This is a genomic window from Thermococcus nautili (genome assembly GCF_000585495.1).
GTDB classification, from domain to species: domain Archaea; phylum Methanobacteriota_B; class Thermococci; order Thermococcales; family Thermococcaceae; genus Thermococcus; species Thermococcus nautili.
In genome coordinates this window covers 409,759-433,734 of the sequence record NZ_CP007264.1, presented here as the reverse complement: position 1 = coordinate 433,734, position 23,976 = coordinate 409,759, and the positions used below count along the sequence as shown (strand labels likewise).

22 protein-coding genes are annotated in these 23,976 nt (G+C 56.3%); 12 read left to right on the top strand and 10 right to left on the bottom strand.

Annotated elements, in window-relative coordinates; translation table 11 throughout:
* Positions 1 to 97 precede the first annotated feature (97 nt).
* Both BD01_RS02440 and BD01_RS02435 read left to right on the top strand, forming a co-directional pair.
* On the top strand, positions 98 to 796 hold the full coding sequence (locus BD01_RS02440; RefSeq protein WP_042689578.1) for an RAD55 family ATPase: 699 nt from the start codon (positions 98 to 100) through the stop codon (positions 794 to 796).
* A 9-nt stretch (positions 797 to 805) separates the two neighbouring features.
* Positions 806 to 1,633, top strand: coding sequence for a translation initiation factor eIF-2B alpha/beta/delta subunit family protein (locus BD01_RS02435; RefSeq protein WP_042689575.1), 828 nt, complete (start codon positions 806 to 808; stop codon positions 1,631 to 1,633).
* Between the two features lie 14 nt (positions 1,634 to 1,647).
* Here BD01_RS02435 and BD01_RS02430 read toward each other — a convergent pair whose 3' ends face one another.
* Positions 1,648 to 3,747 (bottom strand): DUF4350 domain-containing protein, encoded by a 2,100-nt coding sequence (locus tag BD01_RS02430; protein ID WP_051482153.1) that lies wholly within the window; start codon positions 3,745 to 3,747, stop codon positions 1,648 to 1,650.
* 89 nt (positions 3,748 to 3,836) lie between these two features.
* On the opposite strand from BD01_RS02430, the gene BD01_RS02425 reads away from it, so the two are divergent.
* Entirely contained in the window at positions 3,837 to 4,352 is a 516-nt protein-coding gene (locus tag BD01_RS02425; RefSeq protein ID WP_042689573.1) for a cob(I)yrinic acid a,c-diamide adenosyltransferase, read from the top strand.
* On the opposite strand, the gene BD01_RS02420 is transcribed toward BD01_RS02425, so the two are convergent.
* The 9 genes from BD01_RS02420 to BD01_RS02380 all read right to left on the bottom strand — a co-directional run bounded on the left by BD01_RS02420 (position 4,345) and on the right by BD01_RS02380 (position 11,429).
* Positions 4,345 to 4,704, bottom strand: coding sequence for a hypothetical protein (locus BD01_RS02420; RefSeq protein ID WP_042689570.1), 360 nt, complete (start codon positions 4,702 to 4,704; stop codon positions 4,345 to 4,347). The two genes, BD01_RS02425 and BD01_RS02420, sit on opposite strands and share 8 nt — an antisense overlap.
* Before the next feature lie 10 nt (positions 4,705 to 4,714).
* Positions 4,715 to 5,083: a roadblock/LC7 domain-containing protein gene (locus BD01_RS02415; protein ID WP_042689568.1), complete on the bottom strand. Its 369-nt coding sequence runs from the start codon at positions 5,081 to 5,083 to the stop codon at positions 4,715 to 4,717.
* Positions 5,084 to 5,136: 53 nt separating this feature from the next.
* On the bottom strand, positions 5,137 to 6,393 hold the full coding sequence (locus BD01_RS02410; protein WP_042689566.1) for an MFS transporter: 1,257 nt from the start codon (positions 6,391 to 6,393) through the stop codon (positions 5,137 to 5,139).
* Positions 6,390 to 7,631, bottom strand: coding sequence for an MFS transporter (locus BD01_RS02405; protein ID WP_042689563.1), 1,242 nt, complete (start codon positions 7,629 to 7,631; stop codon positions 6,390 to 6,392). The genes BD01_RS02410 and BD01_RS02405 overlap by 4 nt, the downstream gene beginning before the upstream one ends.
* A 67-nt stretch (positions 7,632 to 7,698) precedes the next feature.
* The gene (locus tag BD01_RS02400; protein ID WP_042689560.1) at positions 7,699 to 8,355 is read right to left on the bottom strand and encodes a DUF4097 family beta strand repeat-containing protein; all 657 of its coding nucleotides are present in this window, start codon (positions 8,353 to 8,355) and stop codon (positions 7,699 to 7,701) included.
* Positions 8,345 to 9,001 (bottom strand): DUF4097 family beta strand repeat-containing protein, encoded by a 657-nt coding sequence (locus tag BD01_RS02395; protein WP_042689557.1) that lies wholly within the window; start codon positions 8,999 to 9,001, stop codon positions 8,345 to 8,347. Before BD01_RS02395 ends, BD01_RS02400 begins: the two co-directional genes overlap by 11 nt.
* A gap of 81 nt (positions 9,002 to 9,082) precedes the next feature.
* Positions 9,083 to 10,366, bottom strand: a complete 1,284-nt coding sequence (locus tag BD01_RS02390; RefSeq protein WP_042689554.1) for a hypothetical protein — start codon at positions 10,364 to 10,366, stop codon at positions 9,083 to 9,085.
* Positions 10,363 to 10,773 carry an ArsR/SmtB family transcription factor gene (locus tag BD01_RS02385; protein ID WP_042689551.1) on the bottom strand — a complete coding sequence of 137 codons (411 nt, stop codon included), beginning with the start codon at positions 10,771 to 10,773 and terminating at the stop codon, positions 10,363 to 10,365. The genes BD01_RS02390 and BD01_RS02385 overlap by 4 nt, the downstream gene beginning before the upstream one ends.
* Before the next feature lie 164 nt (positions 10,774 to 10,937).
* Positions 10,938 to 11,429, bottom strand: a complete 492-nt coding sequence (locus BD01_RS02380; RefSeq protein ID WP_042689548.1) for a PadR family transcriptional regulator — start codon at positions 11,427 to 11,429, stop codon at positions 10,938 to 10,940.
* Between the two features lie 101 nt (positions 11,430 to 11,530).
* On the opposite strand from BD01_RS02380, the gene BD01_RS02375 reads away from it, so the two are divergent.
* From BD01_RS02375 to BD01_RS02340, 9 genes are all read left to right on the top strand, one after another.
* Complete coding sequence (locus BD01_RS02375) at positions 11,531 to 15,586, top strand: MMPL family transporter (RefSeq protein WP_042689545.1); 4,056 nt, start codon at positions 11,531 to 11,533, stop codon at positions 15,584 to 15,586.
* A gap of 119 nt (positions 15,587 to 15,705) precedes the next feature.
* Positions 15,706 to 15,879 (top strand): hypothetical protein, encoded by a 174-nt coding sequence (locus BD01_RS11210; RefSeq protein WP_156927373.1) that lies wholly within the window; start codon positions 15,706 to 15,708, stop codon positions 15,877 to 15,879.
* Positions 15,867 to 16,319, top strand: a complete 453-nt coding sequence (locus BD01_RS02370) for a type II toxin-antitoxin system VapC family toxin (protein WP_051482152.1) — start codon at positions 15,867 to 15,869, stop codon at positions 16,317 to 16,319. The genes BD01_RS11210 and BD01_RS02370 overlap by 13 nt, the downstream gene beginning before the upstream one ends.
* Before the next feature lie 89 nt (positions 16,320 to 16,408).
* Positions 16,409 to 17,287, top strand: coding sequence for an AEC family transporter (locus BD01_RS02365; protein WP_042689542.1), 879 nt, complete (start codon positions 16,409 to 16,411; stop codon positions 17,285 to 17,287).
* 95 nt (positions 17,288 to 17,382) lie between these two features.
* Positions 17,383 to 17,784: a hypothetical protein gene (locus tag BD01_RS02360; protein ID WP_042689541.1), complete on the top strand. Its 402-nt coding sequence runs from the start codon at positions 17,383 to 17,385 to the stop codon at positions 17,782 to 17,784.
* Entirely contained in the window at positions 17,781 to 20,237 is a 2,457-nt protein-coding gene (locus tag BD01_RS02355; protein WP_042689539.1) for a hypothetical protein, read from the top strand. Before BD01_RS02360 ends, BD01_RS02355 begins: the two co-directional genes overlap by 4 nt.
* A gap of 42 nt (positions 20,238 to 20,279) precedes the next feature.
* Positions 20,280 to 20,705 carry a hypothetical protein gene (locus BD01_RS02350; RefSeq protein ID WP_042689536.1) on the top strand — a complete coding sequence of 142 codons (426 nt, stop codon included), beginning with the start codon at positions 20,280 to 20,282 and terminating at the stop codon, positions 20,703 to 20,705.
* A complete protein-coding gene (locus BD01_RS02345) occupies positions 20,702 to 21,313 on the top strand; it encodes a hypothetical protein (protein WP_042689533.1) in 612 nt (203 codons plus the stop codon). The genes BD01_RS02350 and BD01_RS02345 overlap by 4 nt, the downstream gene beginning before the upstream one ends.
* Complete coding sequence (locus BD01_RS02340; RefSeq protein ID WP_042689530.1) at positions 21,310 to 23,955, top strand: thrombospondin type 3 repeat-containing protein; 2,646 nt, start codon at positions 21,310 to 21,312, stop codon at positions 23,953 to 23,955. Before BD01_RS02345 ends, BD01_RS02340 begins: the two co-directional genes overlap by 4 nt.
* The last annotated feature ends 21 nt before the right edge of the window (positions 23,956 to 23,976 follow it).

Here is a 23,976-nt window from a genome sequence, read left to right as displayed (position 1 = left end):
CTTCCCTTTTTCAAAGTTCTTTCGAAGGGTATTCGGTGTCCACGGGAAGAGATAAGCTTATATTGGGAACGTCGTTAAAAGTTATGGCTGAGAGGCGATGGTCGCAGGAAGGATTTCAACCGGGGTCCCTGGGCTTGACGTAATGCTTCACGGTGGATTGATTCCCGGAAGGGTTTACCTCGTCAAGGGTTCGCCCGGAACCGGAAAGACGACCCTGGCCATGCACTTTGCGATGGCGGGGGTTGCAAACGGGGAGAGTGTACTGTATATAACCCTTGAAGAGCCCGCCGAGAACATAAGAGAGGACTTCGGGAGGATGGGCTTCGACGTTTACCACGAGGATTTCACCCTAATTGACGCTACCCCAACAACCGAGCACTACGTTTTGGTTGAAGACTTCTTCGAGACCTTCGCCAAGAACCTCAACAAGCTCACCGAATCAATAAAGGAGCAGTTCAGGGTCAGGCGCTACTCGAGGGTGGTCGTTGACCCGATAACGATGCTCAAGCTGGCCACAAAGGACGAGATTGACTACCGCAGGGCGTTTCTGACGTTCGTCAAGAGCATGATGCGTCTCAAGGTAACGGTTCTCATAACGTCTGAACTCGAGAGGACCGACATCGAGGAGTACCTTGTGAGCGGTGTCATCGAGATGAAACTCCTCGAGCGCGATGGAAAGCTGATGAGGGCCATCAAGGTCACCAAGTTCCGCGGAAGCGGCTTCGACAACGTCATAAGACCCTACGAGATAACCGAGACCGGCATGGTGGTTCACCCCGACAGAACCGTGCCGTGAGGGTTCGAAATGCTTCCCCCCGAGGTCAAATCCGTTCTTGAAGAACTCCGCGCCGAGAGGATACGCGGTGCAAGCTGGATGGCCAGACGGGGAGCGGAAGCTTACCTGATTCTGGCAGACCTTCTTGAGGGCGACGAGCTGAGGAAGGCCCTCATCGAGCTCAGGCACGAGCTTCCAAGGATAAACCCAACGATGGCTTCGCTCTACAACCTCTCGCGCTTCATTCCCGTAACGGACAACCCCCTTCTCGTCAAGTCCCGGGCGGAAGAGTTCCTCCGTCTGATTGACGAGGCGAAGAAGACAATCGGCAACATCGGAAGCGAGCTCATAGAGGACGGCGACACGGTTATAACACACTCCTTCTCGTCGGCGGTCTTTGAGATACTCAGGACAGCAAAGGCCAAGGGGGCGAACTTCAAGGTAATCCTCACCGAGAGCGCCCCGGACTATGAGGGAATAGCGCTGGCGAGCGCCCTCGAACGGGAAGGAATCCGCTTCGAGGTCATAACCGATGCTCAGCTCGGCCTCTTCGCCCGGAACGCCACGATAGCCCTTGTGGGAGCGGACAACGTAACGCGCGATGGGGCGGTTGTGAACAAAGCCGGCACCTACCTCCTCGCTCTTGCGTGCCACGACAACGGCGTTCCCTTCTACGTTGCAACCGAGAGCTTCAAGCTCCACCCAGAACTCAAGAGCGACGAGGTTGAAATACTCGAGAGACCTTACGCAAGGCAGGGCTACCGCGTGAGGAACTTCCTCTTCGACATCACGCCCTGGAAATACATCCGGGGCATAATAACGGAACTCGGGATTCTCGTCCCGCCGAGGGAAATTTAAGAAAAGGAAGGAAATCAGCTCTCCTCACCGACGAGCCAGAGGAGAGCGCCCTTGATGAAGGGCCAGTTGCTCTTGATGTACTTGCTGTAGTAGGCGTCACTCAGGGCCTTGCTTGAGCCGTAGACGACTATCCTGCCCTTTCCGAAGGTTACCGCCGCGGCAACGACGGGCTCGCTTCCCTTCTCGTAGACGGTGTTGCCCTCGGCGTCAACTGCGTAGGCGCTCTCGTAGCCCCTAATTACCCACTTCGCGTCGCCGGTAATCTTGAGGGTGTCGCCGTTGTAGTACATCGTCCAGTTCTCGGGGATGTACTTGGTGATGGCGCAGTTCCTGTTGTAGATTCCGATGAACGGATAGTAGGGCTTTCCACTGTTCCTGTCATCGTCCATGAGTTCGGTCTTCTCGAACTGGACGCCGGTGCCTTCGAGGAGTACGTTGAGGCCCTCGCTGAGGTACTTGTACCAGTCACCGGCCACGAAGAGTGCTCCTCCCTCCTCAACGTACTTTCTGAGGGCGCTTATCTCCTCGTCGCTCAGCTTCGTCTTGGGGTTGGTGAGTATGACGACGTCGTACTTCTTCAGCTCGTCGTAGGTGAGCGGGGCGTAAGTGACGTTAACCTCCCAGCCGAGGTTCTCGATGTTCTCCTGGAGGCCGGTGAAGCCGTATTTGGTGAAGTAGTACTGGCCGTGCGAGAGGTCTATGAGGGCCTTGGTGATGTGAATCGTGTAGTTGGCCATCGTCTGGTTTGTCACGGTTCCGTTCGAGGGCGCGGTCACGTTTCCGGCCGTCTGGTTCGTCTGGGTCTGGTTGGTCTCGTTCACCGGCGGGTGGCAGAGGGGCTCGACCTTGACGAGCGTCTCTTGGAGTATTGGGAGAACCTTTTCGATTCTCTCAACAACGTCCTGCGCAAGGAAGCGGGCCTTCCTTATGTGAACCATGACGGAGTACGTGTAAAGCCTGTTCCCCGAAAGGAAGAGCGCCGTTCTGTTCTTCATCTCAAGGAACTTAGCGTACTCGGCCTTGGTGAGGTTGTAGTTGGTCTCAATCCACTTGACGTCGTCGGAGAGGTCGCCGAGGTTCACACCGCACTTCTGGAGCTCCTGAACGGTGGCGGTCAGGTTCTCGTAGAGCTCATCGAGCTGGGGTGCAATCCTGTTGTAGCCGTTCTCGTAGAGGTATGTGAGGCCGTAGAACAGCCTGTAGGGGTTAACGTAAACCTGAACCTGCTTGGTGATGAAGTCGTTGATTCCATCGCCGACGACCTCTGCGGTGACGTTGTATTCTCCTTTGGCCATCGGAATCCAGGTCTTCTCAAGGGTCTCGGTGCTCTTGGGTCCGAGGGTTATGTTCTCGGTGTAGAGCGGAACGCCGTTTATCTTGAGGTAGAAGGTGACGTTGGTCTCCGCGTCTCCGCTGTTGGTAATGCTGACATAAACCTTGCCCGGGATTCCAGAGTAGAGGGGCTCGTTTATTTCGAGGGACTTAACGGCGACGGGAACGTAGTACTCGATTATAAGCTTGGGGTGCTCGTCAATGTACTTGCTGTCCTTGGAGGTGAAGTATATGTAGTCCTTGACGTCCACGTGGCTGAGGTTCGAGTGGAGGTAGAAGCTGACGACGCCATCGGTCTCAAACTGCTCCCTGACGAACTCGGTAACGTTCCAGGTGAAATCGGCGTTGACGTTGCCGTCCGGAAGCGAGATGACTCTCCAGTCGAGGGGACCGACGGCATCGGTGGGCTGATTGTACCACCTAAGGGTATCCTCGCTCCAGTTGTCATCGAGGACGCCGTAGACAGAGATGTTATGGGTGCGGTAACCGTAGTGGTTATAAGCGTGCAACCAGAGGGTTGCGCTGACTATAACGGCGCCCTTGGGGATGACCCCGTTGAGGTTGAACTTAAGGTAGGCTCTCTCCTCCTTGCCATAATAGGTACCGACGGCGAGTCTGTAAGTTTTGTAGTCCACGTAACCGCTTTCCGCTATCCACGTATCATCGGTCGGTTCTATTGAAACGGTCTTTGTAACGTGGGTAGTGCTTGCCCCGACAGAAAACGACGTCGGAATCAGCCCTACCAAGAATAGTAATACGATTGCAACCGCCAGGCGCTTCATAGCATCACCCGCAGTTCTTTCACGGTCACCCTAAAAAGCTTTCCGGAAGCCTAATAAACATGGAGATGTTAAAAACGCTGGTGATGCGAATGCCGATAACCACCAAGACTGGCGATAAAGGTTTAACCGGCCTCTTCACGGGCGAAAGAGTCGCCAAAAACTCCCCGATAATGGAAGCCAACGGAACGATTGACGAACTCGACAGCTTCATCGGCGAGGCAAAGCACTACGTGCCGGACGAAATGGCCGGAATTCTTGAGAGGGTTCAAGTCCAGCTCTACGACCTGATGGCAGAACTCGCGAGCAAGGGAAAGTACGTGAAGGTCGGGGATAATGAGATTCGCTGGCTTGAGGAGCTAACGAGGAAGTACGAGGACGAGCTCCAGCTCAGGGCCTTCGTCCTGCCGGGCTCAACGATTGCAAGTGCGAAGCTCGACGTCTGCAGGACTATAGCGCGAAGGGCAGAGCGGAAGGTCGCGAAGCTCTACCTTGAGGTCGGCATAGGGGAGAAGGCACTCGTCTACCTCAACAGGCTCAGTGACCTGCTCTTCGTGATGGCGAGGCTCATAGAAAAGCGCGAGGGGAAGCTGAAGGAGGTCAAATAGAGCGCCGGTACTCCTCCATTGCCTCCTCGTAGCGGTCGCTGAGGAGTTCGTTTGCCCTGCTTTCCACGTCTTTCAATGCCTTCTCGGCCTCTTCAAGGCTCGGGCTGACGACGGCAACTCCGAGCCCGCCGATTCGCTTTATCGCTATCACCTTCTTCCCGTTGCGGATGAAGACCTCTACGCTCCCCTCAAGGCCCAGCTCTCCAGCCTTCTTCTCGATGTAGTGGAGAACGTCCTCTATGTGCGCCCCGAGCCTCTCGTTGCCCTCAAGGCTGAGGCCGTCCTGGGTGATGACCATCTCGTAGATTTCCGGTTTCTCCCTCCACAAAAAGGAAAGGAGACGGATGGGCATGGCGACCACCTCAGTAGAGCATCTCCTCGAGCTTCGGGAGGACCTTCCTGAGCTCAAGCTTCATCCTGCCGAGGTTGAGGTCGGCGTCGCCGATGACTATCAGGTAGTAGTCGCTTCCTATCGGGTTGGTGAACATCCTGGCGTTCTTGAACTCAAGAATGGCCTCCTTGAGTTCTCCTGCCCCGAACTGGTCGCCCATCAGCTTTATGGCAGAAACGAGCTCGTGGAGGACCCCGGCGATGGCCTCGCGGTCGAGGTTCTTCTTCATCGCCGACTCGATGACGAGGCCGTCCTTGTCGACCACTATCGTCCCTATGACCCCGTCTATTTCCAGCATGTCCGTGAGTATTTTACCCATCACGAGGTCCACCGCGCTCATTTTACCACCCCCACGAGCTCGTCAACAAAAGTTACAAAAAGTATTTAAAAGTTTTACGGCCTCGGATTCTCCACTTCTGCCGCTGGTGGCCCGTCAACGTCTTTTAGAAGGACATCCCGGTATTTCACCCAGTAGTAGACCACCACGACTGCCATGCCAAACCACATCCCAAACGCCACGAGCCACGCGGGGTAGATGTTCAGGAGGGGACCGACGAGGACGAGACCGAGGGGCGTGGCAATCCTCGTGAGGATTCCGAGGGCAGAGAAGACCCTGCCGCGAACCTCGCTCGGGACGGCACGCTGAATCTTCGACTGTATCGGAATGTCTATGAAGGCCTCGGCCACTCCCATGATGATTGAAACGGCCATCAAAAGGGCGAAGGCTTCGTTCCTTCCCAGGCCAGAAGCAGGGGATATGAGCCAAATGAAGACCACCATGACGAAGCCGTTTATGAACATCGCCCTGAACAGGAACCTTCCGGCGTTCTTACCGAACTTAACTGCTATGAGGATGTTTCCGAGCAGGGCCCCGCCCATGAAGAAGCTCTCCATGAGGCCAAACTGGACGCTCGTGAACTTGAGCACTTCCCTCATCGCGTAGGGGAGCAAGACGGCACCGAAGGGCGCACCGAAGATTCCCATGAATATCGCGAAGGTCATCAGAGTCTTAAGGTAGCTGTGTCTGAAAATGAAGCGGACGCCTTCCTTTATGTCGCTCAATACCTGGCCGAGCCCCTCAATCGGCTTCGCCTTCCACTCATAGCGAATTAGCATCTCAAACAGGCCCGAGCCGAAGAAACTGACCGCGTTTATCAGCATCGCGAGCTTAATCCCGCCGATTCCATAGATTAAACCGCCAAGGGCCGGCCCAAGGAGGCGCGCTATTATGGTCAGAGAGGCGACCGTCGAGTTGGCCTTTTCAAGGAGCTCCTTATCAACCAAATCCGGGAACATCGCCCCGGTTCCCGCGGAGAAGAAGGAACCGAGGATTGCCATCACGATTTGAACCGCCAGGAGCTGGTAGATTCCGAGGAAGTTGAAGGCTATGACGCCGAAGAGAAGAACTCCCCTGAGCAGGTCGAAGCCGACCATGAGCCACTTTCTGTTATACCTGTCGCCGACGACGCCGGCGAAGGGCATGACAATTATTGAGGGGATTATCTCCGCCAAGATGAAGAGCGTCATCATTGAGCCGCTGTGCGTTTTGTCCAGCACGTAGAGCGGCAGAGCGACGTCCTGAACTGCCCAGCCGAGCTGGGAAATAAAGCGGCCGATGGCGAAGAGCCAGAAGTTCCTGCCGAGGCTCACGGTACCACCTCCAGCTTTTCCGAACCGATGCTTATAACGATTCTCCCGAAGCGGAGGTAGTAGTATAACGCTATGAGCACGCTCGGAATCGTGAGCGCGAGGACCACCGGCGTTACTCCCGCGGCGTCGAGCAGGGGACCGACGAGGGCCATGCCGAGCGGCGTAGTCGCCATCATGACAGTCTCAAGGGCCGTGAAAAAGCGGGAGCGAAAATCGTCCGGGACCGCCTTCTGGAGCTTTGTGAACAGCGGAACGTTCACAAGGGTGTTGAAGAACCCTATGAGGCAGATAGTCACGAGGAGGGCCGGATACGCAAGTTCACCAAGTATGGAGCGCGTCACGAAGGCGAGGGCGGTGAGACAGGCGAGCTCTGTAAACAGGGCCCTGAAGAGCATACCCTCCGACCGCTGGCCGAGCTTCAAAGCGATGAGCAGGTTCCCAGCGAGGGCGCCGAGCGTTGCAACCGTCTCGACGCTCCCGAACTGAACGGAGGAGAGGCCGAGCTCGACCCTCGTGAGGTAGGGAATGACCACGACGAGGACAGGGTTGAGGAGCGTGTTGAGAAGGACGCCAAAGCTCACGAAGACCATCAGGTTCTTTGAGCCCTTTATGAAGCGGAAGCCGTCAAGCATCTCCGACCAGACCTCGCGCAGGCTTGAAAGCTCCCGCGTCTCCCGGCGGTAGTCAATTAGAACTTCGAAGAGGCCGGAGCCGAAGAAGCTGACCGCGTTTATCAGGATTGCAAGCTTAATTCCGCCGAGGGCGTAGATTAGACCTCCAAGAATCGGGCCGAGTATCCTGATGACCTGTCCCCCGCTCTGCAGTATCGAGTTCGCTCTCGCCAGCTGCTCCCTCTCCACCAAATCCGGGAACATTCCCACTATGCCCGCCGAGAAGAAGGCCCCCATGACGCTCATGACCACCTGAACCGCGAGGAGCTGATAGATGCCGAGAAGGTTGAAGGCGATAACGGCGAAGAGCAGAATCCCCCTAGCTATATCGAGACCGTACATGAGCTTCTTCCTGTCGTAGCGGTCGCCCACAACGCCCGCAATCGGGTTGACTACAAGACCCGGAATCAGCTCGGCCATCACGAAGAGGCTCATCATTGCCCCGCTTCCCGTCTTATCGAGCACGTAGAGTGGGACCGCGACATCCTGAACCACCCATCCGGCCCGCGAAATCCACCTGCCCACCGCGTAGAGCCAGAAGTTCCGGCCCATTCTCGAGTCGAGCATGTCCGCTAACCCCCTTGCCATCAACAATCATTGAATTGCAGGATTAGATAATTATGGAATTAAAGAATCAAATCAGCTCAACCCGAACGTCGCCGTTCACGGTCTTCACCCGGATTATGAAGTCCCCGGTGCCGATGACCCTGTCCTGGATTCCGATGAGCTTCACGTCCCCGTTCACTTTCCTTGCCTCAACCCTCGCGTCGCAGAACTCGGTGAGGCGGAGCGTTATGTCGCCGTTGACACAGCTCACCGAGACGTCACCGTCGAGCTCTTCGAGGGTCACCTCTATGTCCCCGTTCACAGTGGAAACCTCTAGAGGGCCGGCAACGGGAAGGTGAGCCTCTATCTCGCCGTTCACGCTCTTTATCAGCTCGGCCTCGCAGTTTCTGAGCGTTATCTCACCGTTCACCGTGGTCACGCCGGTGAAGCGGACGCCTTCAGCTATAATCTCCCCGTTCACGTTTTTGGCCTTCACCGGGACGCCCTTTGGCACTTTAAGCTCTATCTCGGCCCAGCCTTCCTCCGCTTTGAGGACGCCCGCGAACCGGAACCTTCTCTTCGGCTCCTCCCTTATGACGAGCTTCCCGTTTTCGTTCTCGATTATCACCTCCACCTCGCCGTGTGTCGTGTAGTTAACCTCAACGTAGTCGTTTTCCCAGCCCTCAATCTCAACCCGGCCGTTCGTGGCCTTCAGGTCAACTTCCCGGACGTTTTCAAACATCATCGAACTCACCCCAAGTATCAACCACAACGACACCTTTCGCGCTTGAGAGCCGAATCCTGTGCTCGCCACTCCCGAGGAGCCGTCCCGAATTCAGGATGACCCCGTCAGCGTTTCCCGCGACCTCCACAGTTGCATCGCAGTCCTCGGGCAGGGACAGTCTGAGGGAGCCCATGACGACCGAGGCGTCGATTGGTGCCTCCAGTTCAAGCACCTTGAGCTCAAGGCTCCCCATGGAGAGAGCTATCTTCGTCTTCTTCCAAACGTAGAGAGAGCCATTAAGCCTTGCAGGACCGACCGCGAGGTCTCTGACGGAACATTCCGAGAGCTCCGCGGTGGCTTCTCCAATCGCGAGGGAGTCGAAGCTCACCGCCTCAGCGTGCAGAGAGGTCCGCTTCATTCCCCCTGCTATTTCTACGCCCTTTGGGACCCTCATGACTAGCCGGGCGCGCTCTTTGTCTTTCCTTGGAAGATTTTTGAGCTTCCATTCCGTGGATGTAAGGATGCTGAGCTTCCCGGAGCGTTCCTTCAGGGAAAACGCCGATTCCGGGGCGGCTTCAATGTGAACCGCTCCGTTGGGCGAAGGTAGTATCTCCACATCTGCATCGACGAGCTTCATCCAGACCCTTTCGACGTTCTCAAACCTCACAGCCATCCCTCCAGAGGCCCGGGCTGGAAGTCGAAGAGGGCCTCCTCGGCACCATTGAGACGCTTCTCCGGCTCCATACCCTCACCCCACGTAGTTCATCAGCTCGTCTAGGAGCTCCTTAACGCGCCGCGTGAGCATGGTCCTGTCAACGCCGAAGCCCTCGATGAGGCCCGCGCTCTGCTCCTCAACGATTTCCTTCGCCTTCCTAACCACGAGGCGGTAGGCTTCCTCGTTCTCTATGGTGTGGGTCCTTCCGCCCGCCCTAATCTTGACGACCCCGTCCCTGGCGGAGATTACAACGTCCTCGATGCGTATCTTCGCCCGCCCCTTGCCGACGGTGACGGAGATATCTCCGGAGCGGAGCGAGACGGCATCGCCGAGGCTGAGCGTTTCGTTTCCGCTCCTGTAAACGACTCTACCCCCTTCGACCTCAATCGAGAACTCCTCCGTCTCTATCTTCAGCCGGTCGCCGACCTTGGTGAGCTGGAAGCCGTTGCGGAGCTCCCTGATGGTGAGCATTTCCTTCGGCTTTCTAGGGTTCCCATCGCGGATTCTGAAGGGTCCTATCTTCACTTCTTCTCCGTGGGGTGTCTCGATGACCTCCACGAAGGGAACCTTGACATACTCAAAGTCCTCGCCCTCGTAGACCTTGACGATGCCGAGGTCCACGGCCGTTGAGCCCTTTTTGTTCTTGTAGAGCCTGTCCGGGTTGATTAGCCTGCTCACTTCAGCGACAAAGCCCTCATCCGCCTTCGTCTTCTTCCCGACGGTCAGCTCACCCCAGACCACGACGGGGCTTGAGAGGGCCTTTTTTATAGTCCCGAGGGGTGTCTCGGCCTTAACCTCCACCTCGCCGTCTATGGCCCAGCCAACCCGCCTGTTCCCGAACTTGATGGGATATGCCTTCCCGCGTCCCTTCAGCCTCACGTCCCCGAACTCAGCACCGCTGAACTCGTAAGTCTTCTTCTCGACCTTCCAAGTGAACCGCTTTTCTTCGCCCTTTCCGATGAGCAGTCCCGCTATTGAGAGGACGACGGCGTAGGCAAAGGCCCTTCCAGCTAAGTCGTGCAGGTCATCCGGCATACCGAGCCAGCCGCCGAAGTAGAGAAAAACGCTCGTCCACAGGAAGCCCTTGGCGAGCGCGAAGACGATTCCCGTAACGGTCACCCCAACCCATTTGCCAACGCTCAGCAGCTCGAAGGCGAATATCAGCGCGATTATCGAGTAAACGAGGTAGCGGTTGTAGGGCTCAAGGCCGAGATAACCTTTGAAGAGCCAGACTATCAGCAGAACGGCCGTTATCTTCTTCAGGTACTCCGCGACCTTGAAGCGCGGGCTTTCTTCAGTATAAAACGGATAGCTCATTCTTCCACCTCCTCAAGTGCGGTTATGATTTCAAGCAGGCGCAAAAACAAACGTCCGTCGGGCGAGATTTCGTACTTGTCGCCCTTCCTGACCATTCTCGTCTTGAGAAGGAGCTTGAGATGGTGAGAAACGGTTGGACTTTCAACGCCGAGGGCCTCTTTAATCTCCTTGAAGCCCATCGGCCGTTTGGATAGCATTTTGAGGATTCTAATCCTGTCCGGGTTTGCCAGAGCTTTGAGGGTCCTCGCGGCCTTCTCCTCGTCGAGTTCCGGGAGCTGGCCGTCGCTCAGCTTCTTCCTGAGCCTCTCCTTTATGGAGAGCATGACCTCGTCAACGGGGTCAACGCTCTCCTCAAGCAGGGCCAGCTTCCTCCTCAGTTCCTCAAGCTGGGCCTTTAGCTCGTCCATGCTACCACCAGGTACAGACTTTTGTAGTACAATTTTCTGTACTTAACTGGTGCTGAAGGTATATAAAAGTTTATCGGTTTGTCGGCTCAATTATGAATCGAAGAAACTGAAGAGGTACGGAGTAACAAAGTCAGAAAAGGCCAAAAAGCCAAAGATATCTGGATTCATCCGAGCCTGGATTCTATGGCCTTAATTTCGTCGTCAAGAAGGTCCCTAATCTGCCTGAGGAGCTCAAGGTACTCTCTCAATGTTTCCTTGTCAATTTTCCTCTCGCGACCCATTTCCTCAATCTTTTTCTTGAGCCTCTCATGGTAGCTTATCGCGGTGTAGAGCGAGCGCAAAGCTAAGTCGTTCGACGTCCTCAGGTACTCCCACCCCTTGTCTGTGAGCCTGTACTTTACGCGCCTCACCTTACCGCGGTACTCCTCCCTCGGTTCTAGGAGACCTTCCTCCACCATCTTGTTGAGGAGCGTGTAGAGGTTGCTGTGGCTCGGTTTCCAGATTCCAACCGTGAACTTCTCCAGCTCCTTGAGTATCTCGTAGCCGTGTGTTTCTCCCTTTAATCCGACGATGACGAGGATTATGTTCTTCAAAGGGACCGTGAAGAGGCCCTTTATGATTTTCCTCTCGAACTCCGTCGCAACCACCCCTGACATGTGGATGACCAAAAACCTTTATAAACTATTCCCTGTGACGACATGTCGGAAATAGACATGTTTAAAAGAGAAGTGTTGAAGGGCAACATAGGTGATGAACGATGGCGTGGAACGACTGGATTGTGAAGCACGCAAAGCTCATCGTCGCGGTGTGGATAGTGGTCATAGTGCTCGCAACGCCGCTGGCGATGAAGCTGAGCGATGTCACCAACTACAGCATGAGCCAGTTCATGCCCAAGCACGTGGAGAGCGTTGAGGTTCAGAACAACATGAGCGAGTACTTTCCGGGCTTCTCCCAGAACGACAACATGACGTACATAATCATCACGGGAATCAACGTTAACAGTCCCCAGGCTAAAGAAGCCTATGAGCGCTTTAAAGCAGAAGCGAAACCCTACGGGAGCAACTTTACCTCCTACTACGATGCCGTTGAACTGCTCCACAACAAGTCCTACGAGATAGCCCTCAACCTCACGAAGACAACCGCAAATCTCACGGGTATTCTCTACACCTCGGCCCTCAACGCCAGCATGGCTTACAGAATGACGCTAATCCAGATTGAGAACCTGACCAACCAGGTAAAGGTTCTCAACGAAACCGTTCCAGATTTGGCAAGGGCTTATCTCGCGCTCGAAGCCAACCTGACGACCCTCTACAACCAGAGCCTCGCCCTCAGGGAGGCGCTTAACCAGACGGATTTGGCCTACGTTGAGCTTCACCAGAACCTCACCAATGCAAGCGAGCAGTTGAGAACGCTGAACGCAACGATAGCGAGCCTCAACCTCGGCCTCTACAACCTGAGCGACGGCTACGCCAAGACCTACCTCGGCATCCTCGGAACCTACGGGGCCCTCGTCCAGGCAGGAGCTTACCAGAGCGGACTCAGCGAAATGACGGCACAGGCGATAGCGACTCAGCTCGGCGTTCCGGTTGAATTCGTCTACGCGGTCTACAACGCGACCTATCCTGCCTACACTGCTTACGGGGCGACGGCCATAACCGACGCGTTCCTGGCCAACGTCACGAAGGCTATGGTTCTGACCCAGATAGCCGACCCGATGCAGAAGAACCTCGCGGAGGCTTACTCGGTTGCGTTCTACCAGGGAGTTCTTGCGTTTGACGAGCAGGCTGGAAGCGATTACGCCCTCATTCAGCTTGGCGAGAACGCGGTAGAACCCGTTGAGGAGATAGCGAGCAACGCTCTCAAGAACCTACCGGCGGTCATCGAGATGGCCGGTGGTAGCTACACCGTTCCGGGCTTCGGTGAGGTTCCCGCGAAGACTCTCGCCTACATCGTCAACGTCTCGATAAGCCTCGGAAGGGACCCGAGCGCTCTGGCCGTTGAGGACGCCACAATCGAGGTCGCGAAGGCTCTTATGGCCGGCAGTCCGCTCCTCCAGATGCCCAACGCCGACGAGGTACTGAGGACGCTCCTCATCTACGGTCCGACCAGGGAGCTTGAGGAGAACCTCCTCGCAGGGGCGCTGGCCGAGAAGCTTCCAGCAGAACAGAAGCCGTTAGCCAAGCCGATAGCGAAGACGGTCGTTACCTTCGACGCCAACGCAACCGGCGTTCTGGCGAAGAACCCTGAGGCGCTGAAAAAGGCAACGGTTTCACTGCTCACCGAGCTCGTGAAGGAGAAAGGCGTTGAGCTTCCGGAGAGCGTCATAAGCGAGGTCTACGACTCAAACGGAAACGTCGCGCCGATAGCGAAGGAAATCTTAATTCAGAAGACCGCGGAGAAGCTCCGCAACGAGAATGTAGCCACGGTTATGGTCAACGCCGTCGTCAAGAACCCTGAGGAGCTCGCCAGGGGAGTCGGCGTGAAGGAAGCCGTCAAGGAGATTATCACGAGCCTCGCCGGGAACGCGCCGATAGACATTGGAAAGGTCGTTGACGACATTTATGCCGGAAAGGACGCCTACACGATAGCCTACGAGCTCTTTGAGCAGGGCGTCAACGAGAAGCTCGCCAACGTGACGGCCCCCGAGGACGTCAAGGAGACGCTGAAGGAGATAATGCTCGCGGTCGCGAAGAACTATCCGATGAGCGACTCCGATATCGAGGCCCTCGTCAAGGAGAAGACGGCGAAGCTCGTCGAGAAGTTCGTGAAGGAGATAAACCTCGGAGTTGAGCTCAACATAGACGCCAAAGAGCTCGTGGATATTGCCTTCCAGTTCAGGGACGACCCAGAAAAGATAACCAGGGAGGACGTTAAGCCGATAGAGGAGCAGATTTATCCGTCCATCTACAGCCTCGCTGAAAGCTACATCGGCATGCTCAAGAGCCCGGACAACACGACGATGCTGATAACGATGGTTCCGAAGAGCCTCAACACGACCAATCTCGAGGAGCAGAGCAAGTTCCAGTACGAGAACACCCTCAAGGCGAAGGAAGTCCTCCTGAAGGAGATGAAGAAGTACTTCCCAGATGCAAAGGCCTACATCAGCGGAACGCCGGTTCAGACCTACGAGATGATACACTACGGTAAGGAGGACAACAACAAGACGACCAAGTTCAGCTTCATCGGTGCGCTGATAGTGCTCCTCATAATCCTCGGGGTTGCCCTCCTCGCAACGCTCCTGCCGTTCACCGGCGTCGCAACGGCAACGCTAACAGCCCTCGGAATTCTCTACCTGCTCGCCAAGGGGGACATCATCAACGTCGGAAGCTGGGCCCAGATGATTACCGTGACGACCGCGTTAGGTCTCGGTATAGACTACTCGACCTACTACCTGCACCGCTTCAAGGAGTACCTGGCTGAAGGCTACGACCACGACAGGGCCGCGAGCGAGGCTTTGAAGAGGGCTAAGGATGCAGTCCTCGCGAGCGCGTCAACGGACATCATAGCCTTCGCGAGCTTCATACTTGCCTGGGAGTTCCCGATATTCAAGCAGATGGGTATCATTGCGCCCATAGCGGTCATAGTCGTCCTCCTCGCGAGCCTGACCTTCATACCCGCCATTACGGCACTCATAGGCGACAAGCCGATATTCTGGTGGCCGAGGCACATCAGGCACGTTCAGGAGACCAACGTGCACGAGGAGAGCAGAATCGCCAAGTGGTCAATCAAGCACGCCAAGGCGGTCATACTCATATTCCTGCTCCTGCTCGCGCCGGCCGTTTACGCCTTCGCCAACTTCAACGGAACCCACGACGTCAAGCTCTTCCTCCCGAAGGACAGCGAGACCTACCACTTCCTTAAGGTGAGCCAGAGCAAGCTTGGTGCTGATGTCATGGGCGCAACCTACGTCCTCATCAAGTTCAACCACCCGGTTACCGATAAGGACCTCGCGACCATCAACCAGATTGTCAGGGACATCGAGAAGATTGACGGTGTCAAGTACGTCTACACCGTTACCCAGCCCTTCGGAAAGCCGGTCAACGCGAGCCTTGAGGAGCTCAAGGCCATCGGCGGGGACAAGTACATCTCGACCACTGGAAACATGGTGCTCATCGAGGTCGTCAGCAAGTACGAGGCCACGACGAAGCCCGCCCACCAGATGGTCGAGGGGATTAGGGACCTCATGAAGGGCTACGAATCCAGCGGAAAGATAGCCAAGGGCATGGTCGGCGGTGGAGCCGCTTTGGACCTCGACCTCAGCAACCTCATCAACAACATATTCTGGCACAGAATCTTCCCAGTGGCGCTCGTGCTGATGTTCCTGTCCCTCATACCGACGCTCAGGGGCATTCCAGCGGTCATCTCGACGATGGCCACCATCGGCACCGGAGTGCTCCTCAGCATAGCGATATCCACGTGGCTCTTCCAGAAGGTCTTTGGCCAGGAGATAATGTGGTTCCTGCCACTGATGGTCTTCGTAGTGCTCATGGGAGTCGGCATAGACTACAACAGCTTCTACCTCGTCAAAGCCCGCGATGAGTTCGAGCGCCGTTCGCCGAAGGAGGCCCTCATAGTCGCTGCCGGAAGCATGGACCTCGTCGTCATCGGTCTCGCGGCGGTGCTGGCGACGACCTACGGGGCGCTGATGACCAGTTCGACCTGGGGAACGAGGGAGATAGGATTCGCGCTGGCCGCTGGAGTGCTCATAACGGCAACGCTCGCCGTGTACTTCCTCGGCCCGGCCATGATGAGCCTCTTCGGCGAGAAGGCCTGGTGGCCACTTCACAAGGCCGAGAAAAAGGAAAAGAAGTGACCCCCCCACTTCTTTTCTTTTTGGTTTTGCCCATTCCGTTTCTCGTTTTGTTTCGTGAACAGGCGTTTGGCAAGACTCCACGCGAAAGGTTTATTATCATCTGGAGATTACTCCCACATATGAGTGAGATAGTTGTGAAAATACCTGACGGAGTAGATGAAAGGCTCGCAAAGCTCGCTATAGAACGAGCACTAAAGAGGCTGAAGGTTGCCAACGAGACCTTTGGGACCCTCAAGCCGAAGAGAAACGCCGACGAGCTTATCGCCGAGGCCGATGAGGCATGGACCGCGTGATGATAGATTCTAACGTTATACTGAAGCATCTTTTCGGTGAGTGGAATATCTCAGAGCTTCTCGCCCTCACGGAGCCGTATTACAACGACATCGTTTATTCCGAGGTTTTGTACCTAATCATTCGAAATGAGACCGGTGAAAGGCCGTTCACACTCAAAAAGAAGCCGGAGCTTGTTGTTAAATCATCACCTGCTCTAAAGCCAGCTCTCAGGCTGTTTGAGGTTCTCAATTACTCCCCTATAAGCGAACACACTTTGTGGGAGGCGGAGGGACTCATTGAGAGTTATGGTCTCCTTCCCGGAGACGCCATAATACTGGCCAACTGCATTGAAATGGGACTTGATGCTCTTTTAACGTGGGACTCAGACATCCTTAGGCTAAACGGCGAGATTCCCAAATGCAGAATAACCACACCCGCTGAATACCTCCAGTCCCTGTAGAAAATCTCGAAACAGGCTCAGCACAATCCTTGGAGGATTTTAAGTTACGGCTTCGACACCCTTTTAAACGCTGAGCTTTAGTTCTAACCATGAACATCGCCGAGATGCTCGCGCTCATCGCTCTGGGCTACGTTCTCAAAAGGCTGATTAAATCGGAGAAGCCCTTCGACTACCTTCGGATTCTCGTCAACGACGTTCTGCTCGCCCTGTTCATCTTCGGCAACGTCTCGAGCAAGGATTTGGCCTATCTCCTCAGCATAAAGACCGTTTTCCTCTACGTCTTCCTCGTCATCGGCATAAGCCTGTCAACGTCATACCTCTACGGTCGCTTCAAGCTCAAGGACGACCCCTGGGCCGGCGCGTTGATGGTGCTCTCTATCTACCCGAACACCGCCGCGCTGGGCTTCCCGATAGCGAGCCTCTTCCTCAGCGACATAACACCTGCGATACTCTACTCGACGACCAACTCGATGATAGTCATACCGATTGTGACTTTCATAGCGGCACACTACTCCAGCGGGGGCGCGAGCGTCAGGGAGAGCTTTCTAAAGGCCCTCAAGTTCCCGCCGACGCTGGCCAATTTAATCGCTCTGGCACTCGTTATCGCAGGGATAAAGCTCCCAGCCGGAATCATTGAGCCGATAAAAACAATCGGCTGGCTCAGTATACCTCTCCTCCTTATCTACTTCGGCTCGAGGATAACGCTGAGGGCCTTCGACGTCAGAAAGCTCCTGGAGGTTGGAACCTTCAGGATTGCGATTCCCTTCGCCTTCGTCTTCCTCACCCTCCGCTGGGCCAGACCTGAAGTCTTCTACTCGGTTCTCGTCGAGGCGAGCATGCCCCCGGCAATAGCGGCCAACGCGATTCTGGCTCAATACCGGCTAAAGGCTGAGGAAGCGATAAGCGTAACCTTCGTGCTCACGCTCCTCGTCATCGGGCTTTTCATCGCCCTGCGCTTTCTGATTTGAGAATTAGGGCAACCTAAGGAAAGGATAATATATCCCCTCGGCCAAGTTAGTTTAATACCGGCGCTGGTACCGTTTAGTTCTTTGGAGGGCTTCCCATGAGGAAGGTAGTCGTGGTGGCGGTCGCCCTTTTGATTGTTCTCGGGGCCGTCGCCGGGACGGTCTACGTCGGATATTCGCGGGAACCGGGGCGTGAGGTGGCTCCAAGAAACGACGGGGATAGTCCTGACCCCGAATCCGTTCTTCTGAAGTTCATTGAAAGGCCATCCTCTGACCCGTTGCAGGTTCCACCCGACGATGGATGGGCGGAAGTGGTTACCGGCTTTCCAGCCGGGCACCCTGCGGTTCTCAATGTCTTTGCGACTCCGGATACCTCCGCATCGCCTCCAGCTTCCCTGAAATGCGCGGGGGATAAACGACATCAACAATCCGAGACCGCCACTTCTGACCTTCCCGTGGGATTACCCTCCGGACCGCGTTTTCTTGGGGTGGTGTCATGAAGAGGGTTTTGATTGCAATCCTTCTCGTTTTTGTGGTTCTATCCGCCGGCTGTATGGGCGGAACCAATACGCCAACCACCGAGAGCCAATCCGCTACCTCAAGCTCGATAGGCAACCAGGGAGAGAGCCCCACGACCAGTTCAACGGCCACGCCAGAGGAAAGCGTAAAGGCGGAGCCCTGGGCATACCAGAGCCTCAACCTTGAGCCGACGGAAGAGCTCGGCTATTCCCTTCACACGGGTTCGCTGTCGGGCACGAACGCCGAGGTGGAGGTCATAGTCATTGACAAGCCCGCGGACTTCGCGAAGACGAGCGCCAACTGGGAGGCATCGCCGGACGAGGTTTCCGCCAACAACGTGGTCTTTCAGGTCGGAAAGAACGTCTACTACTTCGAGCTCAGGGGCAATGGGGTTTACACTGAGGCCGGAAGGGTGGTTGGCGACCTCTTCGACTTCATACGACTTGACGATGACAAGTACATCGGCTGGGAGAACGGGGTCGTTCGCGTTTACCTGCGCTCCCTCAACAAGTACCGCGAAAAGAAGGGTGTACTGGCCTACGCGACCACGGTGATAGGCGGAAAGCTCGCGATAGTGACGTCCTTCGAGGACAACCTCACCGTCACGACCTTTGAGGGTGGCAACGCCGAGAGTGAGGATTACACCTTTGACTGCACCATCCTCTCGATGCACCCGGCCTTTGGAGATGGAACCATCGCGGGCTTCTACATGGGGACCACCTGCGGGTTCTACTACGTTGACCCCGACCTCAACGTCCACGATTCCGGCCTCGGCGATGACAGCTGGCAGATTGTCTCGAACGACCACGACGAAGTTGGAAGCGTGGTTCTGTACTCAAGCGACTCCAATTCGGTGGTCACAGCCTACTACGACTGGGACGACGACGCGGTTTACGTGAGCGAACCCCTGAAGGTCGAGAAACGGCCGTCATCGGCATCGCTCAGCTGGTTCTACCTCGCGCTCGCGTACGGGAACAAGCTCTACCTCTACGAGCTTGGGGAAGACAGCGCGTATCACTACGTTGGGACCATAACCTTCCCCGACCTCGTTCTCGACGTCAAACTCGTTCAGCCCGACGACAACACGCTTGAAATCGGAGTGGCGTGGAGCAGGGGCTTCGCCCACATCGTCGTTCCCGTTTCAGAGCTCAAAGGTGAGCACACCTTCAGCGTTGGAAAGGAGCTGAGCGAGAGCACGGGAACGGAGACGGCAGGCGAGACGGGCACCTCTACCTCCGCGCCTGGGGAGCTGAACCTTGAGGGCGTTCTCGAATCGTTCACCTTCGAGGAGGTTAACTTCGGAGACCTCAAGGGCGTGAGGATTCACCTGCTGAAGAGCCCCGACTACCGGAACGTCCACGACTGGATGGGCTGGGCCTCGTACGCGGCGGCGGGGCTTCCCGACGTCTACTTCTCCTTCGGGAATTACCTCGTCAGGGTCAGGGGCGGTGAGATAAAGAACCTGTATTACAGCGGTGAGGACATCAACAAGTACAGCCTGAGTGCCGTCTACGTTCTCCCCGCGACGCCAAAGGACATCTCCATCAACATCTACGACTCCGACGAGCCCTTCTTCGCGGGAACCGACGGAAAGCTCTACCTGATTTACGACAACGAACTGAAGAGCGAGGACACGCCGAAGGGCAAAATCCGTTATTATGAGACCACCGGCTACGTGAGCTGGAACATAGACGCCGACGGCGTGACCGCCCTCGCGAGGAAGGGCAACTATTACTACACGGCCTGGAAGGGTAAAACGCTCTACGTGATTACCTACACGAGCGACCAGCTCTACAACGCCCGCCATGACGGCCTGCCCGCGGTCACGCCCAAGTCAATAACGCTCCCCGAGGACATCGTGGCGGTCTACCCGATGAAGTACGGGGAAGGTCTGCTGATAAGAACCGAGACCGGCCTCTACCTCTACGACGTCGCAGGCTACTACAAGTACGGGGCCGGAAAGCTCTACACTCTGCTCACCAACGTCCCCGGAAGGTTCGCCTACCAGCACTACACCGAGGACGCGGTGATATACAACGGCAACCGCTTCACCTGGATTGAGCTGACTGGGAAATACGATTCCAACGACATCTACGTCCCGGTGGCCAGAGTTTATCCGGCGACGGTCACGGTTCCAGGGGCCAAAACGTTCTCGATAATGTTCAACACCTACGACACCCAGCTGGCGGTTGGCTTCGACGGGAGGATAGCTCTCTACAATGTAACGACTGGCTACTACTACGACGAGAACGACAACCGGGTGTACTACCTCAACCTGACGCTCGACCAGTCCTTCAGCGTTCCCTTCACGCCAGACTACGTCTACGGCGAGGACGAGTGCTACTGCCACGTCAGCTTTCACGCGAACTACTACTACGCCTGGGCCGGAAACGACTTCTACGTCCTCCTTGGACCGAACCACAGGAGATGGTGAGCTTTCTTTTTTCAAATTTCAAGACTCGGAAGGTGAGCTGAAATGGGATTTATGGATTCCCTGAAGAAGGCAACATCAACAATCGTGAAAAACATACGGCACAAGGAGTTCAAGCTCAGGGCCGGCGAGCTCGCGGAGAAGTGGAACGTCCTGAGCAGGTACCGGCCGGAGATTAAGATACGGACTGGCAACCAGGACTGGTGGTGGGAGATTTCAAGGGTCTACGTGGCGGAGAAAGAGGTCGGCCTCATACGCAGGTCGAAGGTGAAGAGGGTCTTCATCGAGTACATCGAGCGCTACGAGGACTACTACGACGAGGACGAGGAGGAAGAGCGCGGTTGGTTTGAGTACAGGCGCGAGAGCGACATCGTGAAGATGGACAAGGACCCCAACGACAAGGTGGAAATACGGCTGACGCTCGCCAACTACGAGAAGATGCTTGAGCGCGAGGGGGAGATTCTGAAGTGAGGGCGGTAAGGCTTCTGCTCGTGCTCCTCGTCGCCGGCGTTCTCATCGCGAGCGGTTGCACTGGTCAGAGCCCGACAACCGGAACCCCCGGCGAGGGGCAGGGCGCGACTGGAACGGGCTCATCGAGCACCTCTTCCATTTCAACCGAGACCGGCGGACAGACGCAGACAGGGGGAACGCCCGCCGGAGTCGAGGAAAAGCCCAGCAGGGTCGTGACGGCGGAGGTCTTCAACAGAACACTCGCCGTGAACGCCTCCCTCGTCCCGGATTCAACCTTCGACTGCCTCTCGAAGGGACCCGGGTTGATAAAGGCCTACTACTCGGCGGTTAAGGACGAGAAGAACGTCAGCGGTTTCTTCGACCTGAGCGTCGTGGACGAAGGGTCTCTCGTCGAGCTCCACGAGGCCCTCTACCGGGCGGTTGACTTCAGGGAGCTGAGCGTAAGCGAGCCCAACTGCTCCGTCGTCAGCACGAACCTCGTGGCCTGCTCCTACCATTACAGCGCCGTTCTCGTCAAAGACGGCCAGGAGAAGACCATAGAGCGGGACTACGTAACGTTCCTCGCCGGTGACTCCTGCAAAATCGTCTGGACGGAGGAAGGAAAATGAAGAGAGCGCTCCTTCTCATCTTCCTCCTACTGGCTTCACTGGCCCGGTCGGTGCCAGCAACCGCCGATTATTCGGCCTACCTCGATACCGACGGGGACGGCCTGAGCGACGCCTTTGAGCTGGCCTACAACGAGACCCACTACGGTATAGTTTACCACCTCAACCCGGCCAGCCCCGACAGCGACGGCGACGGCCTCTCAGACGGCTTCGAGCTTAAGTTCGGGAGCAGTCCGTTTCTGAGCGACACCGATTTCGATGGCCTGGGTGATGCCATCGAGGCCTTCTACGGGACGAACCCGAGGAGCCCGGACACAGACGGTGACCACCTGAGAGACAAGTTCGAGGTCTACGGCGATTTCGGAGTCAAGTTGCCCCCGTCGGACCCAACTTCCTGGGACACTGACGGCGACGGGATAGACGACTACTTCGAGGTTCGAATGTCCCTGAGCTGGAACGGAGCTGAAGAGAGACCTTTCTACCTAAATCCCGACTGGGACGGCGACGGAATAGTTGACGGCAACGAGATTCTGCCCTACGATGACTCGTATCACCCAACGGTCTACCCGTATTCGGCAGATGAATGGGACGGCGATTCTCACCCGAGCCCCCTCCTCAACGGTCAGAAGTTCTACATCTGCTTCACGAGCCCGGACTGCGATGGGGACGGGCTGAACGACAGGGACGAGCTGGAAGCCGGGACGAACCCGGTGGAGATAGACTCCGACGATGACGGCCTCTACGACGGCTGGGAGGTCAGGCTCGGCACGAATCCGCTGGCAGGTGATACCGACGGCGATGGACTGAGCGACCTTGAGGAAGTCCTCCCGGAGCTCGCGTATTACGCCTACCACAACGCAACTCCAGACTGGGTCGTTATAACCGATGCACTCGCATATTACTACAACTGGACACTCGATTACAGCCTGACGTGGAGCATGGTCTGTGCCCAGAACTATGACTACCTGCTCTCAGCCTATCCCAAACCCATCGTGGACGATTCATACTTCGAGTACCAAGGCCAGGTCTGCTTTATCCCGCCGGCAACGAACCCGCTCTCCCCCGACACCGACGGGGACGGCTTGAGCGACGGCGAGGAGGTGAACTTTGAATACGCCTATTTCTTCGCGAACATCACGGAGACGCGTATTACTCATCTAAACCCTGCAAACCCGGACACGGACGGTGATGGACTTCTGGACTCGATTGACGTTGTTCCGGTAGTCCCGGAGGGAGTTACCGAGGTTTACAGGTCCTCCACAGGTTCATCGAGCGCGCAGGACCTTGACTCCGACGGCATAATAGAGGGCGACTCCTGCGCCTACTTCCAGGACTGCGACGGGGACGGGATAAGCGATAACGCCGAAGTTACGTGGTGGCACACCGACATGAGAAAGCCCGACACCGACGGCGATGGATTAACCGACTTCGAGGAGATTTCGATAAGAACGGACCCAACGAAACCAGACACCGACGGAGACGGGTTCTCGGACTTCGTGGAGTGGAAGGAAGGAACGGACCCGACCAACCCGCTGTCCCACCCGAAGGCCCCGCCCGCGATAGAGGTGCCGAAGTACGGAGAAGTCCAAGAAAAGCTAACTGAGCCCCCTAAGCCCAGGGTGAAGCGTGAAGTGAAGTTCTTGCTGAACGGAAAAGAGATAGAGCCCAATGAGTTCATAACTGTGGTTCTTGACGGCGACACGGCGGAGTTCCGGATTGAAGCTCCCCCGGTTACGGTCATCTACCCGGAAGGGCGGGAAGAGCGGTACAATCTCAGCTACATAGGCATTTACGGCAACGACGATGACCGCGTTAAGGGAGCCAACGGCACGTACACGATAACCTTCACGAACCTGACCGAAATAGGCTTCTCCTTCGTTTCCTTCCGTGTTGAGCTGAACTACGGCGACTGGAAAAGATATTTCTACACCTTCAACATCGAGGCGAAGTACCGGACAGAGCCCGTGGTAAAGCTCCTCAACGCGACGTGGGACGAAAACCTCGACGTCGGAAAGCTACGGTTCGAGTGCCGGTTCTGCAAGAACGTGACGATAACCGTCCCCGGGGCCCTCGTCAACGGACAGGAGAAGAGGACAATCAATTTCGGAACCACGGGAAGCCTGCGGTTCTTCTACGCGAGGATAGTGCCCCACCGCTACACCGTCCCCGGTGAGGGCGACGTTGGAACCGTTTACACGAAATATGAGGACAGCGTGGAGGTAATGAAGACCGGGAAGGACATCGGCGTCCTGACGGCGAAGATGGTCGAGGCGAGGAGCATAGGCTCGAAGATAGTCTACGGCATGGTCGCAACGGCCAAGGGGGTAAAAACAATCGTTGGAGGTGTTGAGGCCTTCATTCCCGAGGACGAGGACGCGCCGGCGGAAGAGGGTATCGACGCGCGCGACTCCAAGAAGTTCTCGAAGAAGGCCTTCAAGGAGGGCCTGCTTGACTGGGTCAAGGAGAAGCTCGTCGATGCAACCTTCGACTACGTCACCGAGAAGGCCGTGCAATACGCGGATGAGAGCGAGCTCGAGGCCAGAAGGCACGAAACGACCTACCACGTGACTGTTAGAGCCTGCAACGACTTCGGCTGTAGGGTTTACAGCTTCTCCGTCAGGGGCTACGCCTACGACGTTGACTGACGCGGTCCTTTCTTTTTTTAC

Excerpts from the sequence above, each read along its gene's own strand:
- BD01_RS02440 (WP_042689578.1), top strand. The coding sequence starts at position 98 with ATGGTCGCAGGAAGGATTTCAACCGGGGTCCCTGGGCTTGACGTAATG.
- BD01_RS02435 (WP_042689575.1), top strand. The coding sequence starts at position 806 with ATGCTTCCCCCCGAGGTCAAATCCGTTCTTGAAGAACTCCGCGCCGAG.
- BD01_RS02430 (WP_051482153.1), bottom strand. The coding sequence starts at position 3,747 with ATGAAGCGCCTGGCGGTTGCAATCGTATTACTATTCTTGGTAGGGCTG.
- BD01_RS02425 (WP_042689573.1), top strand. The coding sequence starts at position 3,837 with ATGCCGATAACCACCAAGACTGGCGATAAAGGTTTAACCGGCCTCTTC.
- BD01_RS02420 (WP_042689570.1), bottom strand. The coding sequence starts at position 4,704 with ATGCCCATCCGTCTCCTTTCCTTTTTGTGGAGGGAGAAACCGGAAATC.
- BD01_RS02415 (WP_042689568.1), bottom strand. The coding sequence starts at position 5,083 with ATGAGCGCGGTGGACCTCGTGATGGGTAAAATACTCACGGACATGCTG.
- BD01_RS02405 (WP_042689563.1), bottom strand. The coding sequence starts at position 7,631 with ATGCTCGACTCGAGAATGGGCCGGAACTTCTGGCTCTACGCGGTGGGC.
- BD01_RS02400 (WP_042689560.1), bottom strand. The coding sequence starts at position 8,355 with ATGATGTTTGAAAACGTCCGGGAAGTTGACCTGAAGGCCACGAACGGC.
- BD01_RS02390 (WP_042689554.1), bottom strand. The coding sequence starts at position 10,366 with ATGAGCTATCCGTTTTATACTGAAGAAAGCCCGCGCTTCAAGGTCGCG.
- BD01_RS02385 (WP_042689551.1), bottom strand. The coding sequence starts at position 10,773 with ATGGACGAGCTAAAGGCCCAGCTTGAGGAACTGAGGAGGAAGCTGGCC.
- BD01_RS02380 (WP_042689548.1), bottom strand. The coding sequence starts at position 11,429 with ATGTCAGGGGTGGTTGCGACGGAGTTCGAGAGGAAAATCATAAAGGGC.
- BD01_RS02375 (WP_042689545.1), top strand. The coding sequence starts at position 11,531 with ATGGCGTGGAACGACTGGATTGTGAAGCACGCAAAGCTCATCGTCGCG.
- BD01_RS11210 (WP_156927373.1), top strand. The coding sequence starts at position 15,706 with ATGAGTGAGATAGTTGTGAAAATACCTGACGGAGTAGATGAAAGGCTC.
- BD01_RS02370 (WP_051482152.1), top strand. The coding sequence starts at position 15,867 with ATGGACCGCGTGATGATAGATTCTAACGTTATACTGAAGCATCTTTTC.
- BD01_RS02365 (WP_042689542.1), top strand. The coding sequence starts at position 16,409 with ATGAACATCGCCGAGATGCTCGCGCTCATCGCTCTGGGCTACGTTCTC.
- BD01_RS02360 (WP_042689541.1), top strand. The coding sequence starts at position 17,383 with ATGAGGAAGGTAGTCGTGGTGGCGGTCGCCCTTTTGATTGTTCTCGGG.
- BD01_RS02355 (WP_042689539.1), top strand. The coding sequence starts at position 17,781 with ATGAAGAGGGTTTTGATTGCAATCCTTCTCGTTTTTGTGGTTCTATCC.
- BD01_RS02350 (WP_042689536.1), top strand. The coding sequence starts at position 20,280 with ATGGGATTTATGGATTCCCTGAAGAAGGCAACATCAACAATCGTGAAA.
- BD01_RS02340 (WP_042689530.1), top strand. The coding sequence starts at position 21,310 with ATGAAGAGAGCGCTCCTTCTCATCTTCCTCCTACTGGCTTCACTGGCC.